This window comes from Flavobacterium panici, assembly GCF_903819335.1.
In the GTDB taxonomy this organism is placed as follows: Bacteria; Bacteroidota; Bacteroidia; order Flavobacteriales; family Flavobacteriaceae; genus Flavobacterium; species Flavobacterium panici.
Genome location: NZ_CAIJDE010000043.1, coordinates 123,317 through 136,833, shown reverse-complemented (window position 1 = coordinate 136,833; position 13,517 = coordinate 123,317). Strand labels below are relative to the sequence as shown.

14 protein-coding genes are annotated in these 13,517 nt (G+C 35.0%); 7 read left to right on the top strand and 7 right to left on the bottom strand.

Annotated elements, in window-relative coordinates; translation table 11 throughout:
• Positions 1–84: 84 nt before the first annotated feature.
• The 3 genes from FLAPXU55_RS11840 to FLAPXU55_RS11830 all read left to right on the top strand — a co-directional run bounded on the left by FLAPXU55_RS11840 (position 85) and on the right by FLAPXU55_RS11830 (position 5,683).
• Positions 85–3,267: a SusC/RagA family TonB-linked outer membrane protein gene (locus FLAPXU55_RS11840; protein ID WP_180857831.1), complete on the top strand. Its 3,183-nt coding sequence runs from the start codon at positions 85–87 to the stop codon at positions 3,265–3,267.
• A 12-nt stretch (positions 3,268–3,279) separates the two neighbouring features.
• Positions 3,280–4,704: a SusD/RagB family nutrient-binding outer membrane lipoprotein gene (locus FLAPXU55_RS11835; protein WP_180857830.1), complete on the top strand. Its 1,425-nt coding sequence runs from the start codon at positions 3,280–3,282 to the stop codon at positions 4,702–4,704.
• A 376-nt stretch (positions 4,705–5,080) separates the two neighbouring features.
• Complete coding sequence (locus FLAPXU55_RS11830; RefSeq protein ID WP_053470418.1) at positions 5,081–5,683, top strand: murein L,D-transpeptidase catalytic domain-containing protein; 603 nt, start codon at positions 5,081–5,083, stop codon at positions 5,681–5,683.
• 216 nt (positions 5,684–5,899) lie between these two features.
• Here FLAPXU55_RS11830 and msrA read toward each other — a convergent pair whose 3' ends face one another.
• The 4 genes from msrA to FLAPXU55_RS11810 all read right to left on the bottom strand — a co-directional run bounded on the left by msrA (position 5,900) and on the right by FLAPXU55_RS11810 (position 8,388).
• Positions 5,900–6,391 carry a peptide-methionine (S)-S-oxide reductase MsrA gene (msrA, locus tag FLAPXU55_RS11825; RefSeq protein ID WP_180857829.1) on the bottom strand — a complete coding sequence of 164 codons (492 nt, stop codon included), beginning with the start codon at positions 6,389–6,391 and terminating at the stop codon, positions 5,900–5,902.
• A gap of 135 nt (positions 6,392–6,526) precedes the next feature.
• Entirely contained in the window at positions 6,527–7,405 is an 879-nt protein-coding gene (locus tag FLAPXU55_RS11820; protein WP_180857828.1) for a helix-turn-helix domain-containing protein, read from the bottom strand.
• 6 nt (positions 7,406–7,411) lie between these two features.
• Positions 7,412–7,879 carry a nucleoside deaminase gene (locus FLAPXU55_RS11815; protein ID WP_180857827.1) on the bottom strand — a complete coding sequence of 156 codons (468 nt, stop codon included), beginning with the start codon at positions 7,877–7,879 and terminating at the stop codon, positions 7,412–7,414.
• Positions 7,880–8,022: 143 nt separating this feature from the next.
• Positions 8,023–8,388: a DsrE family protein gene (locus tag FLAPXU55_RS11810; protein WP_180857826.1), complete on the bottom strand. Its 366-nt coding sequence runs from the start codon at positions 8,386–8,388 to the stop codon at positions 8,023–8,025.
• Positions 8,389–8,613: 225 nt separating this feature from the next.
• Here FLAPXU55_RS11810 and FLAPXU55_RS11805 point away from each other — a divergent pair, with 225 nt between their 5' ends.
• The 3 genes from FLAPXU55_RS11805 to FLAPXU55_RS11795 all read left to right on the top strand — a co-directional run bounded on the left by FLAPXU55_RS11805 (position 8,614) and on the right by FLAPXU55_RS11795 (position 11,297).
• The gene (locus tag FLAPXU55_RS11805; protein WP_180857825.1) at positions 8,614–9,702 is read left to right on the top strand and encodes an NADH:flavin oxidoreductase; all 1,089 of its coding nucleotides are present in this window, start codon (positions 8,614–8,616) and stop codon (positions 9,700–9,702) included.
• Positions 9,703–9,729: 27 nt separating this feature from the next.
• On the top strand, positions 9,730–10,611 hold the full coding sequence (locus tag FLAPXU55_RS11800) for a helix-turn-helix transcriptional regulator (protein ID WP_180857824.1): 882 nt from the start codon (positions 9,730–9,732) through the stop codon (positions 10,609–10,611).
• 125 nt (positions 10,612–10,736) lie between these two features.
• Positions 10,737–11,297, top strand: a complete 561-nt coding sequence (locus FLAPXU55_RS11795) for an NAD(P)H-dependent oxidoreductase (protein ID WP_180857823.1) — start codon at positions 10,737–10,739, stop codon at positions 11,295–11,297.
• 55 nt (positions 11,298–11,352) lie between these two features.
• On the opposite strand, the gene FLAPXU55_RS11790 is transcribed toward FLAPXU55_RS11795, so the two are convergent.
• Positions 11,353–11,676: a nuclear transport factor 2 family protein gene (locus FLAPXU55_RS11790; RefSeq protein ID WP_180857822.1), complete on the bottom strand. Its 324-nt coding sequence runs from the start codon at positions 11,674–11,676 to the stop codon at positions 11,353–11,355.
• A 38-nt stretch (positions 11,677–11,714) separates the two neighbouring features.
• The gene (locus tag FLAPXU55_RS11785; protein WP_180857821.1) at positions 11,715–12,509 is read right to left on the bottom strand and encodes an SDR family oxidoreductase; all 795 of its coding nucleotides are present in this window, start codon (positions 12,507–12,509) and stop codon (positions 11,715–11,717) included.
• A 123-nt stretch (positions 12,510–12,632) separates the two neighbouring features.
• Between FLAPXU55_RS11785 and FLAPXU55_RS11780 the strand changes: the two genes are divergently transcribed.
• Entirely contained in the window at positions 12,633–13,013 is a 381-nt protein-coding gene (locus FLAPXU55_RS11780; protein WP_180857820.1) for a winged helix-turn-helix transcriptional regulator, read from the top strand.
• A 33-nt stretch (positions 13,014–13,046) separates the two neighbouring features.
• Here the strand turns inward: FLAPXU55_RS11780 and FLAPXU55_RS11775 are convergent, their stop codons facing one another.
• The gene (locus tag FLAPXU55_RS11775) at positions 13,047–13,517 is read right to left on the bottom strand and encodes a hypothetical protein (RefSeq protein WP_180857819.1); all 471 of its coding nucleotides are present in this window, start codon (positions 13,515–13,517) and stop codon (positions 13,047–13,049) included.

The following is a 13,517-nucleotide window of genomic DNA, read 5'->3' as shown; positions in this document are numbered from 1 at the left end:
AAGAAATTGTACATCTCTATAAGGAAGCGAAAGCGGAATAAATCTGTTTTCGGCTCGCCTTATTTTTTAAACCAAAACAAAGTAATGAAAAAAAAATTAAATAGATATACATGGATATGTATTTTGTTGATTTCCATAGGGATTAAGGCTCAGGAAACGAAACCTTTAATCCAGTCAAAACTTGAAGGAACAGTAATAGATGCTGTTACAAAGGAGCCTGTTATTGGGGCTTCGGTAAATATTAAAGGTACTACACACGGTGTTTTGACAGATTTTGATGGGAAGTTTTTCTTCCAAACCGGACAAAAATTTCCTTATACGTTAGTAGTAAGTTTCCTTGGATATAAAAAAGCAGAAACTGTAGTTACTCAAAACGCAGTTGTGATTGGTCTTGAACAGGAACAAAATCAATTATCAGAAGTTGTAGTTACTGCTTTAGGTATTTCTAAAGAAAAAAAATCTTTAGGATATACTACTCAATCCCTTAAAAACAAGGAAATTGTAGATACTAAAGAAACTAACTTTTTAAATAATCTTACGGGTAAACTGGCAGGTGTGCGTATCACTAATTCACAGGGAGATATGGGATCTTCACGTATTATTATTCGTGGAGAAACTTCTATTGCAGGAAATAACCAGCCATTATTTGTGGTTGATGGAGTTCCGGTAGACAACTCTCAGTTAGGAAGTGTTGGTGGAGCAACCCGTGATTTCAAAAATGCAATTGCCGATTTAAATCCGCAGGATATTGAATCACTAACTGTATTAAAAGGCCCGAATGCTGCGGCACTTTACGGATCACGTGCGGCGCATGGTGTCGTACTTATCACAACAAAATCTGGTAAAAACCAAAAAGGACTTGGTATCAGCTTTAGTACTGGTATCACAATTTCTCAGGTGACTACTTTGCCTCGTTTTCAAAATTCATTTGGACAAGGTTCAAACGGAAGATTCAGCTTTGTAGATGGTAAAGGAGGCGGAATTAATGATGGTGTTGACGAAAGCTGGGGACCAAGACTAGACGGACGTCTTATTCCTCAATTTTATTCAAATGGAGAAGCGGTGCCTTTTGTGGCTCATCCGGATAACGTTAAAGATTTCTTTAATACGGGTGTTACTTATGATAACAGTGTTTCGGTAGCAAAATCAGATGAAAAATCAGATTTCCGTTTGGGAGTAAACAACCAAAAACAATTAGGAACAGTACCTAACAGTGAAGTAAATAAAACAAACGTTAGTATTAATTCTAATTACCAAATTTCTAAAGGTATAAAAGTAGGAGTAACGGGTAACTATATCGTTACAGATGCTCCGGCTTTACCGGGTGGTCCATCTGGAAACCGTGCTGCGGGTGTAATGCTTCAGTTTATCTGGTTCGGACGTCAGGTTGATATCAATCAGCTTAAAAATAACAGAAACGTAAACTGGAATAACAGTTACTACAGCAACCCATATTGGAATGCTTATTATAATACTACAAGTCAGCAGCGTAATCGTATAATTGGAGATATCCATTTAGATGCAAAACTTGCAGAAGGACTTAATTTTAGATTCCGTACCGGAATTGATTACTATAATGATCGTAGAAAATACAAGATTAAATATGGTACAAACGGAACTCCTTTTGGATCGTATGCTGAAGATGCTTACACGGTAAGCGAACAAAATACAGAAGGTATTTTTACTTATACTAAAAAACTAAGTGATGACTTTACTGTAGATGCTCTTGGAGGATTCAACGTTCGTACACACAGTGATGCAAATAATTATCAAAAAGCACCGCGTTTAGCTGTACCGGATTTATATACTATAACAAACTCAAGAGATCCGTTGACTGCATCAAACTCTTATTCAAGATTGAAAGTATATAGTGCTTATGCATCGGCTCAGTTTGGTTATAAAAACTATGCTTATTTAAACCTTACAGCTCGTAATGACTGGTCATCTACATTACCAAGCAGTAACCGTTCTTATTTTTATCCTTCTGTTAACGGAAGTTTGATTTTATCTGAAGCTTTAAATTTGAAAAGCAATACACTTGATTTCTTAAAAGTACGCGGAGGCTGGTCTGAAGTAGGTAACGATGCAGATCCGTATCAATTGTCTACCGTTTACAATTTCCAAACTGCATTTGACGGAAATCCAATTCAAACTTCTTCACAGAAAAAATTGAATGAAAACCTGAAACCAGAAACTACTCGTTCAACAGAGATTGGTTTAGAAGCTTCTTTCTGGAAAAACAGACTTCATTTTGATGCGGCTTATTATAACACAAACAGTTTTGACCAGATTTTAGAAATCAAAACAACAGCTTCAAGCGGTTATAATTCACAATTAATCAATGCAGGGAAAATAAACAACCGTGGTATTGAACTTCAATTAGATGGAAATCCAATTCAAACTGAAAATTTCAAATGGAATGTAGCTTTAAATTATTCTAAGAATAAAAGTGAAGTAAAGATTTTGGATTATGACAGACAAATTCAAAACTACACAATTGGTACTTCTGGAGGTGTTGATGTATTGGCTTCTGTTGGACAAGCTTACGGAGCACTTTATGGAACTGCTTATTTACGTGACGCAAACGGAAATATTGTAGTCGGTGCAAACGGATTACCAAAAGCAGATCCGCAAAAGAAAGTTTTAGGACATTATACTCCAGACTGGATTGGTGGTATTACCAATACAATTACTTATAAAAACCTTGAATTATCGTTCTTAGTTGATGCAAGTGTAGGAGGAGAGCTTTTCTCAGGAACTAACAGAACTGGTAACTATACAGGGGTATTAGCTCAAACGCTTCCGGGTCGTGGTGCTGAAAATGGTGGTTTAAATTACTATTTGGCAGGTACTACAAAAACCTTATTGCCAGCAGGTGCAAGTGCACCAGGTGGAGCTACGGTATACGATGATGGTATGATTTTTAACGGTGTATATGCTGATGGAACTCCAAATACTCAGGTACTTAGTGCACAGGAATATTACAAAGCATCATACAATATCAGCGAAGCATACATTTACAGCTCAACTTTTGTAAAATTAAGAGAAGTAAAACTGACTTACAATGTAGATAAAAAACTGGCTAGAAAAATTGGATTTGATGGAGCAAGCATTACTGCTGCAGGTCGTAACTTGTTTTTTATTTACAAAGATGCACCAAATATTGATCCTGAAACGGCTTTCAATACAGGAAATGCTCAGGGATTGGAGAGTTTAGCGCTGCCAACAACCAGAAATTTCAGCCTTAATTTAAATCTTAAATTTTAAAAACACGAAATCATGCTAAAAAGAATAGCTTATATAACTCTATTTGCATTGACACTGACCTCATGCAGTGATGATTTGGATGAGATTAACAAAAATCCAAATGCAACAGAAACTCCATTAGCACCTTACTTATTAACGGGAACATTAAAACAAGGAGCTGACTTATACTGGGGATCAACAAATAATTTTGACTCGTCTTTATTATTTGTGCAGCATTGGGCTAAAATCCAATATACAGAACCGGATAGATTTGATGTGTCTAATGCTTCTTTCACTACTTTGTGGAATACTGGTTACGCCACTTTGATTACAGATTTGAACACCATTTTGAATTTCCCGGCAGATCAGGCCAATTCAAATTATAAAGGAATTGCATTAACGTTACGTTCATGGACTTTTTTATTGTTGACAGATGCTTACGGAAGTATTCCGTATAAAGAAGCAGGTCAAAAAGTAACTCCGGCATATAATACTCAAAAAGAAGTTTATACAGGATTACTTGAAGATTTGAAACAAGCTCAGACTCTACTAAATACAGCAAACGGAACTGTAACAGGTGATTTGGTTTACAAAGGTGACATTACAAAATGGAAAAAATTGGTAAATTCTCTTCGTTTACGTATTGCATTGAGAATTTCAGACAGAGAACCCGCTTTGGCAAAACAAGCTGCAATTGATGCCACAAGCGATGCTGCAGGAGTTTTAAGCAGTAACAGCGATACTTTTAAGTTTACTTATACAAGTTCGCCTCAGCAAAATCCAGCTTCGGCTTGGTTTGAAACTCGTGATGATTACCGTATTTCAAAAACATTGGTTGATAAATTAAATGAATTAGCAGATCCGCGTTTGCCAGTTTATGCTCAATTGCCATCAGATGCAACTGTAGGTAAATATGTTGGAGGTGCTAACGGATTATCAAATAGTGATGCTAATAGTCAGGGTTTTGCTAAAACATCAAAACCGGGAACTTACTTCCTGACATCTTCATCGCCGGCTGTAATTGCTTCTTATTCTGAAACATTATTCAATCTTGCCGAAGCTGTAGCTCGCGGATATATTTCCGGAAATGCAGAACAACTTTATAATGATGCTATTACAGCTTCGTTCAACCAATTTGGTATTACAAATGCAGCGACTATTTCTACTTATCTTAATCAGGCAGTTGTAAAATATGATGCTTCAAATTATGCTAAATCCATAGGTACACAAAAATGGATTGCATTCTACGGACAAGGTCTTGATGCTTTTACAGAATGGAGAAGATTAGATTTTCCAGTATTAACTGCTGGTCCTGCTACGGTTTTAGACGGAAAAATCCCTTCTCGTTTCTTCTATCCCGGAACAGAGCAATCGCTAAATGGTGCTAGTTATCAAGCTGCAATTGCTGTACAAGGAAAAGACTTATTGACTACGAAACTTTGGTTTGACGTAAAATAAGCGGAATGAATTACGGAAAATGATTCTTTAAAATAAATTTTCCAATAAAAATTTAAAAAAATTAAAACGGTTGTAAAGAAAAACTTTACAACCGTTTTTTATTTTTTAGTAATATAAAAAAGCAGTTAAAACCAGTAAAAACGGGAGGTTTGGAAAAAAATAAGCTTGCTAAAATATTACTTTTAGGAATTATTTTTCTAAAATATTTTATGATAAGTATCATTATTTCAGATATTTATAATATATTTAACATTAGAAACATGGGAATTATATAAAATTTGTACATAATTTTGCAAGGTCAAAGATCAAAAGGAAGAATAAAATTTTTGGCAACTCAAATCCCAAATTTGCTGTTAAACTAACTTTATTGCTATTTATGAGAATATTTTTTGTAGCACTTCTTCTTTCATTAAGTTCCTTTACTACCTACAACGTAACGGATAAGAAAGACATTTTAAGTGAGGTTGAATTAGTAAGGCTAAATGACCATGTAAAGGAAGTCAAATCTTTTACAGCTTCGAACTATGGCTACAGCAGGAAAATAGCTTTCCTGGTAGACATGAAAATCAAATCCGGAAAAAATCGTTTTTTTGTTTACGATCTTGAAAATGAAAGAATCATTGATCAGGGACTTGTTGCACACGGTTCTGGTTCAGAAACCGGAATTAAAGGCGATATACTGCAATTTAGTAATATGCCAAATTCTAACTGTACTTCACTTGGACGCTATTCTGTAGAGAAGTCTTATAAAGGAGTTTTTGGAAAAGCCTTTAGACTTGCAGGTTTAGATGACACTAACAGCAACGCTTTAAAAAGAGCTATTGTACTGCACTGCTATAAAGAAGTTCCAGATGAAGAAAAAGAATATTACATTATAAACAGCCACGGCTGCCCAATGGTAAGCGAAGTTTTCTTTAAAAGACTTGAAAAAATAATAGACAGTTCTGATTCTAAAATCATGCTTTCTGTTTACTATTAATCAAAGAATTCAAAATAATTTAGCTGCATAGCTGTAGTGCGTTAATAAACGATAAACAAAAAAAGAGCTTTTAAAAGCTCTTTTTTTGTTTATTAAGTTGGTACCTGACTGCGATTTTAATTGTGTCATAAAAATGTCTATTGTTTTTCTGAAAACAGATAAAACAAAATTCTATATTACGATTAGATTTATTTTTAGATCAATACGAATAGCTCTTTACAAAAAAGTACCAAACCTTTCAAAATGACAAGTGTAGCCATTAGGATTTTTCACCAAATAATCCTGATGATATTCTTCTGCAGGCCAGAATTTTGTAAAAGGTTCAAGTGTAGTAACCACTTTTCCCTGCCATCTTCCTGAGTCTTCAACTACTTTAATGATCTCTTTCGCAGTTTCTTCTTCTTCTTTGTCCTGAATAAATATAGCAGATCTGTAACTTTCTCCAATATCATTTCCCTGTCGATTCATAGTTCTGGGATCATGCACTCTGTAAAAATAATCTAAAAGTTCACTGTATGATGTTTCGGCCGGATCGTACACAATTTCCAGACCTTCTGCATGTCCGGGATGATTAGCGTATGTTGGATTTTCATTACTTCCTCCTAAATAGCCAACCTGAGTATCTTTAACGCCGGGACGTACTCGGAATAAATCTTCCATTCCCCAAAAACATCCTCCAGCGATGTAGGCTTTTTTTAAATTTTCCATATTTTATATATCAAATAAAGTGTTATTAGTCTGTGCGGTTATTTCTCTTTAAAAATGAAGCTAAAGATAAACCACTAATTCCAGATAAAGTTACTAAATATGATACTAAAATTGAAATCCAAAAGATAAATTCAATCAGGATGCTCCTCGATTAAAACCTATCGTATCTCTGTAAATTTGAGGAGAGATATCGGTTTTACCTTTAAAAACCCTGCTGAAATAATATTCATCATCGTAACCCAGTTCGTAGGCAATTTCTTTAACAGTTTTGTTTGTGAGATATAATTCCCTTTTGGCTTCAACAATAATTCGTTCCGTAATCAAATCGGAGAGCGTCATGTTAAAATGATTTTTTGCAGTTCGGGCAAGAACAGTTGGGGTTACATGCAGCATGTCTGCGTAATCGCTTGCAGAATGTTTTGTTCTAAAATTATCTTCAATCGCGTTTCTCAAATTCTGAATAATAAGCGTTTGTTTTTCATTGCCATTTACATTCTCAATAGATTGCTGTTCGAGTTTTATTCTCGTTGCCAACACTAAAAATATTTTCAAATAAGAAACCAAAACCTCGTCTTTTCTCAAAGCATCAACTTTCAATTCATTGACAATTTCTCTCACGATATTCATCAATGTTTGTTTGTTATTTTGATCCAGAAGAATAAATGGCTGCTGATAAATATTGTTGAATAAAATTCCGTTAGCCGCAATCTCTTTATGATGCCTGTAAATACAGAAAAAATCATGATGAAACTGAATAGAAATACCCGTTAATGTTCCTTCAGAAGCCAGCATAAAAGGCTGATAAGGATAAAAAGCAAACAAAGTATTTTCATGAAAAGCATATTCGCAAAGATCAACTTTTGCTACTCCTTCTCCAGAAGTAATAATAATAACAGTAAAATAATTATTTCGCTGAATATGATCAAAATAACTGCTGTTATCAAATTCAAATATCTTGAATGATAAATTTCCATTTTGCTGGTTAACAAGCGTATATACAGATTGTGAAAGCATGGTATTTTATTTTTTGCTTAATAATTCTAAAAATTGAGCATTAAGTGCATTACATTCTTCAATACAAACATCTCGTATAATTTTTGGTTTATTTCCCCATTTTGGAATATCCTCAGTAGAAAGTATACTAAATTGAGAAGTTAATCCACCAATATAAGGAACTGCTGTACCGTATACAATTTCAGCAATTTTATGATGGCGAATCATATACGAACACATAATACAAGGTTCGTGCGTCGTGTACATTGATGTTAGTTGTAGTTTATCTGAATAACCATTTTTTATAGCAGATCTGATTGCCATTATTTCTGCATGATTGGTAATATCTCCAGTCGATTTTCCAGATTCAATTCCGGTACCAATTATTTCTCCATCCAATACAATAACAGCACCAACCGGTGGATTTCCATTTGCCAAAGCAGTTTTAGCAAGATCTAAACATTGATGCATATAATATTGAAAATCCTCTTGCATAATTTTATAACTTAATTTTTTTATTGATGTATTTCCAGCAATGCTAAATTACTTAAAAACAAGCATTTTTTGATAACGGTTTGTATATGTAAAAAAATTAAAACTGCCCTCTATCAAAATAAGAAGGCAGTTTATAAGATATTTTAGAAAATCAAAAGATCGTAACCTTCGTTTCTAAGATTAAGGAAACTTGGCAGACCAGGAGTTCCAGGTACTTCATTGTCATTTAATAGGTCATAACCAGATATTTCGGTACCAAATACGGCAACACAACCTTTAGAAAGGCCATGAACATGATCTTTTACTTCTTTATAAAGTTCATAAACCGGATGATCTTCTTTTTCAAGTTGTTCAGGCCATCTTATACCAGCACCCTGAAAAATAATTTTTACATCTTCATTTGCATGTTTGAATTCATATGCTGATGCTAAAGCATTGAATACACGTCCTAGAGCTTCTTCTGAACCAGCTTTGGGATCAGATAGAATAATAATTGCTGTTTTTTTCATTTTGATTAAATTTTATTAACAAGGCAAAGATCAGACGACAGTGCCTGCTAAAGAATGGAGAAAATTTACTTTATAATGGAGAATTTTTTCTCCTGTAAATTCTTTAAAAGTCTAGGTTTAAAACGTCCATCATAAAGTAAAAATCATCCATTTTTCTCTATTGATTATCTCGGCAACTTTGCATCGGTAATAACTCACATAAGTAGAACTTTAAAAAATAACAATATGTCTGTTTCTGATTTATTTAAACCCCTTACGTTGCTGCATGGTCCGGCAATGAGAAACCGTTTCATGCTCGCACCATTAACAAGCCAGCAAAGTGAATTTGATGGCACAGCATCCGAATTCGATCAATATTGGATGGAACAATTGGCACAAAGTGGTTACGGATTGATTCAAACTAGTGCCTCTACAGTAGAAGCGGGAGGTATCGCGTTTGAAAGACAATTAGGTATTCACAGCGATCATCATTTACCTGGACTTAGTAAAATGGCGTCGGCTATTCGTGATGGCGGTGCGTTGTCTGCGGTTCAGTTGCATCACGCCGGACATCGTGCAAAACCTTCAATAGGAGGAATCCCAGCTCCAGCTTCAGGAAAAACAGTAGAAGGAATCAAAGCAATTACAACTGAAGAAGTAGAGCGAATTCGTGACAGTTTCATCGCTGCAGCAAAAAGAGCTCAATTGGCAGGATTTGACGGAATCTCCGTTCATGGTGCTTTCGGCTGGATTCTTTCAGAATTTATGTCACCAAACTTAAACGATCGAACAGATAAATACGGTGGAAGCTTGGAAAATCGATCTCGTTTTACTATTGAAGTTATTGAAGGAATTCGAAAAGCTTGCGGTCCTAATTTCCAAATTGGATGGAGATTATCGATTGAACGTTACGGCTTGCTTTTGGAAGAATTAAGAGAAGTTACCGCAGATATTTTTGATCGCGAATTAATTGATTATTTAGATTTAGCCTTGTGGGATTCTGCGCAAATTATTCGAGAGGGAACTTTTAAAGGAAAAACCATGCTAAGTGTTTTTACAGAACTTCCACGTAAAGGAGTGCGCTTAGGTGCAGCGGGAAAAATTATGAGTGCACAGCGTGCGGGAGAACTTCTCGATGAAGGCTGTGATTTTGTATTGATTGCACGTGCCGCAATTTTGCAGCGTGATTTTCCGCTTCAGGTAAAAGCAAATCCAATGTACGATAGTCCACAGCTTCCTGTAATGGCAAATTACCTGCGTCAGGGAGGATTGAGTGAACGTTTTATTGAAACGATGCGTGGATGGCAGACTTTTGTAAAGGCGGGTTCGATGTAAAACATTAATAACTAATGATATGCTATCATGAATCATCTTAACTGCAATACAATTATAAAAGAAAGCCCAGATGTATTATCATGGAATGAAGATATTTATCTTTTTCATTACAAACAGAAAGAAGAAATAAAAAGAGCGAATATGTGTGTACATATGAATCTCGTTAGTGTTGTATTGGAAGGAACAAAAGAAATTCTGGATCATGGAAGTAAAATTATTGTTCCTGCGGGTTCTGGTTATTTTATGAAAAGAGGCTCTTATTTAGTTACAGATAAAGTTGATGATCCTGATAAAGGATATGAATCTATTATCATTTTTTTCTCAGACGAATGGCTGCGTTCTCAAATTGACAATGTATTAGGAAATGTAAATGAAGCTCTTTCAGGAAAATTTTCTTCATGCAGAAGCGATATGGCACTTCTTCCCGCAGATGAATTGATGTGTGCTTTAATAACGCAGCTTAAAACCTGTTTGACATTAAACATAGATCCTAAACGTTTAGAATCTATTTTGCCTCTAAAAATTCGCGAATTGTTTCAAATTTTAATCTCTGCACCCGAAGGGCATCATTTTGAAGCACAATTGCGAAGTTTGGATACACATTTAAATCCCGATTTGGTGCAGTTAATGCAAAGCCATTACAAAGAAAATATTTCTATGGAACAATATGCGTTTCTGGCCAATTGCAGTCTGTCAACGTTTAAACGAAAGTTCAGCCAAACCTTTAAAATGAATCCCGGAAAATGGATTATGGAAAGAAGACTGGAAGAAGCCTATAATTTGCTGCGATCTGAAATGAACATTACAGAAATCGCTTATGAAGTTGGTTTTGAAACTCCTGCACATTTTATAGCTTCCTTCAAACAGAAATATAGAAATACTCCAAAACAACTTCAGCAGAAACTTTAATCTTTTTTAATTCTAAACTTTACAGGATATTTTTTGAACTTCTGATGAAATAGGCAACTGTAATATCCAGCTAATTTTGGCTTAGAAAAACAAAATATTTATTAATTGCATAATTTCAATTTAAAATGAAAAAGACATTGATTATCGTTACACACCCTGATATAAATAATTCAGTGATAAACAAAAAATGGGTTAACGAATTAGAAAAATTTCCTGAAAGATTTCATGTTCATCAATTACATCAAGTTTATCCTGATCAGCAATTTGATATAGCGGCAGAACAAAAATTGGTTGAAGAACACGATCATATCATTTTTCAGTTCCCATATTATTGGTATTATGGTCCTGCATTATTAAAAAAATGGTTAGATGAAGTTCTTACACACGGTTGGGCATATGGCAGTTCAAGCGGCTTTAAATTTAGAGGAAAGAAAGTGGCATTGGCTATTTCGTTAGGATTAAAAGAAGAACATTTACAACGCGGAACGCCCTTAAAATTTAATATTAAGGATTTAACCACTCCCTATGAAGCACTATTTGATTGGATAAAAGCCGATTACCAACCACTTTTTGCTTACTACGGAATGACTTTTGAACCTTCAGAAGAATGGATCGAAAGGAGTGTTCCCTTATATCTTGATTTTCTGGATCGCTTTAATTCTGAGAATGATGACAGAAATGTATAATTAGTTTTAATTAAACAAGGGAGTGACTAAAATATGGCACTCCCTTGTTTTTTTATTATCCTGTTACTTTTAGATGCTGAATTTTTCCATCAGCAATTTCAAAATGAAATTGTAATACAATTGGACTTCCTTCAAATGTACCTGAACATTCCGCAGATAAAACACTTGTATTGCCGTTTTCGGTATATTCAAGAGGTTTCATCACTGATTTGTATTTTTTGTTTGATTCTTCTATCCAGCTTTTTATTTCTGTTTTACCTGTATGGTTTTTGCCTTCATCAAATGCAATTGCAGTTTCTGAAAAACAATTGGCATAAGCTGTGCTGTCAAAATTGTTTTGGGCGTTTACTAAGTCTTTTATTACTTCTGGTAAGTTCATAATGTATCTGTTTTATTGTTCATAATTCTTTTGAGAAATTAAATTGTTGGGACTGTTCCTCCATCGATAACAAATTCAGTTCCTGTTAAATAATTGGCTCTTGGTGAAACAAGAAAACCAACTAATTCAGCTACTTCTTCCGGTTCGGCAGGTCTGCCGTAAGGTATTCCCCCAAGTGCATCCATAACACCTTGTTGAGCTTGTTCTACAGTAATATTTGAGTTTCTTGCAATCTCACCCAGCCAGGCTGTCGATGCAGATGTATTTATCCATCCCGGTGAAACAGTCAGCACGCGGACACCTTTTGGGGTAACTTCATTTGATAAACTTTTACTATAATTTATCAATCCGGCTTTTGCAGCAGCATACGGTAAAGTAGAATCATAAAGGGGCAGTTTACCCTGAATAGAAGCGATATGAATAATGACACCGCTTTTTTGATCTATCATCTGCGGTAAAAATCCTCTGTCTAATCTCACGGGAGCCAGCAAATTTGCCTGCAGGGTTGATTCCCAGTCTTCATCAGTTAATACGCTGTAACCTCCAGCGAGTGTTGAAGAAGATCCAAGGTTGTTCACAAGAATATCCAGTCTCCCGTAAGCCGACAACACTGCGCTAATTACTTTTTGTGTTCCTTCTGACTTACTTAAATCTGCTGCAATGAAATGTAAATCTTCATCGGGTATTTCGGCTTGATTTCTGGCGCTGATAATTACTTTGGCACCTGCATTTTTTAAACGTTCGGCAATGGCTTTTCCAGCACCTTTTGTTCCTCCTGTTACCAGTGCAATTTTGCCTGATAGTTCGTTCTGATAATCGAATTGTTGTTTCATAGTGATTTCTTTTGTACAAATTTCAGAACTATGTAACTTTCTCACAAGTACGGAATTACGATTCAGATAGGGATAAATTTTTCCCCTATTGTACAAATCAGAACATAGGTTTACTTTTGTAATATGTATGAAAGAAAAACAATTCCGAATTTAAACTGCGGGCTCGACCTGATAGGTGAAGTGTTGTATGGCAAATGGAAAATACGTTTGCTTTGGTTTATTAATGAAGGTCATAAAAGACCAAGCGAATTACAGCGTAAAATACCAGATGCTTCGCGCAGGGTTTTGAATATCCAGTTGAACGAATTGGAGGAACACGAACTTGTTGTCAGGAAAATATATCCCGTAGTACCGCCAAAAGTAGAATACAGTCTCACTGAATTTGGAAAAACGCTGATTCCTGTAGTAGGCGCTTTAGGAGGCTGGGGAGATGAACATCAGGAACGGTTAAGGAAGTTAATTATTAAAAAATTCTCTAATTTAACCGATCCCGAAGAGCAATAAGATTTTTTCTAAAAATATAAACAAATTTTATTTTTAAGGCGTTTCTGCCATACGTTTAGATAGTATTAAAGCTATTCTTTTGTTTTCATCATTAGAAGAAACTTTTTTTAACGGATGTCCGGCATACAATTCATATTTAGGAACAGCATTTCCGGTAAATTGTACTTTTTCAACACTAATAATCTGATCGGGAATATTAGCGCCATACCATAGAGAATCTGCTTTTTGTTTCCAGTTAACTTCATACAAAACAGCTCCATTAGGATAAGAACTGTCTGCTTTTGTTTTGGCGTGCTGAAAAGCAATTTTATTTCCGTATAAAGTAGACATAGCGGCTTTATTAGGATTAATGGAAAATGTAATAGGGGATAATAATAAAGGATTTTCGGGCAACGCATCTAATGCAGATACAGAAGCTTTTTCATTAAGATTATCTTTATTATTTCCGTTACATCCGGAAAGTATAACGATAAGTGCGATTATGATAGAATGAAGTGGTTTCAT

Coding starts and splice junctions, on each gene's coding strand:
- FLAPXU55_RS11840 (WP_180857831.1), top strand. CDS start 85: ATGAAAAAAAAATTAAATAGATATACATGGATATGTATTTTGTTGATT.
- FLAPXU55_RS11835 (WP_180857830.1), top strand. CDS start 3,280: ATGCTAAAAAGAATAGCTTATATAACTCTATTTGCATTGACACTGACC.
- FLAPXU55_RS11830 (WP_053470418.1), top strand. CDS start 5,081: ATGAGAATATTTTTTGTAGCACTTCTTCTTTCATTAAGTTCCTTTACT.
- msrA (WP_180857829.1), bottom strand. CDS start 6,391: ATGGAAAATTTAAAAAAAGCCTACATCGCTGGAGGATGTTTTTGGGGA.
- FLAPXU55_RS11820 (WP_180857828.1), bottom strand. CDS start 7,405: ATGCTTTCACAATCTGTATATACGCTTGTTAACCAGCAAAATGGAAAT.
- FLAPXU55_RS11815 (WP_180857827.1), bottom strand. CDS start 7,879: ATGCAAGAGGATTTTCAATATTATATGCATCAATGTTTAGATCTTGCT.
- FLAPXU55_RS11810 (WP_180857826.1), bottom strand. CDS start 8,388: ATGAAAAAAACAGCAATTATTATTCTATCTGATCCCAAAGCTGGTTCA.
- FLAPXU55_RS11805 (WP_180857825.1), top strand. CDS start 8,614: ATGTCTGTTTCTGATTTATTTAAACCCCTTACGTTGCTGCATGGTCCG.
- FLAPXU55_RS11800 (WP_180857824.1), top strand. CDS start 9,730: ATGAATCATCTTAACTGCAATACAATTATAAAAGAAAGCCCAGATGTA.
- FLAPXU55_RS11795 (WP_180857823.1), top strand. CDS start 10,737: ATGAAAAAGACATTGATTATCGTTACACACCCTGATATAAATAATTCA.
- FLAPXU55_RS11790 (WP_180857822.1), bottom strand. CDS start 11,676: ATGAACTTACCAGAAGTAATAAAAGACTTAGTAAACGCCCAAAACAAT.
- FLAPXU55_RS11785 (WP_180857821.1), bottom strand. CDS start 12,509: ATGAAACAACAATTCGATTATCAGAACGAACTATCAGGCAAAATTGCA.
- FLAPXU55_RS11780 (WP_180857820.1), top strand. CDS start 12,633: ATGTATGAAAGAAAAACAATTCCGAATTTAAACTGCGGGCTCGACCTG.
- FLAPXU55_RS11775 (WP_180857819.1), bottom strand. CDS start 13,517: ATGAAACCACTTCATTCTATCATAATCGCACTTATCGTTATACTTTCC.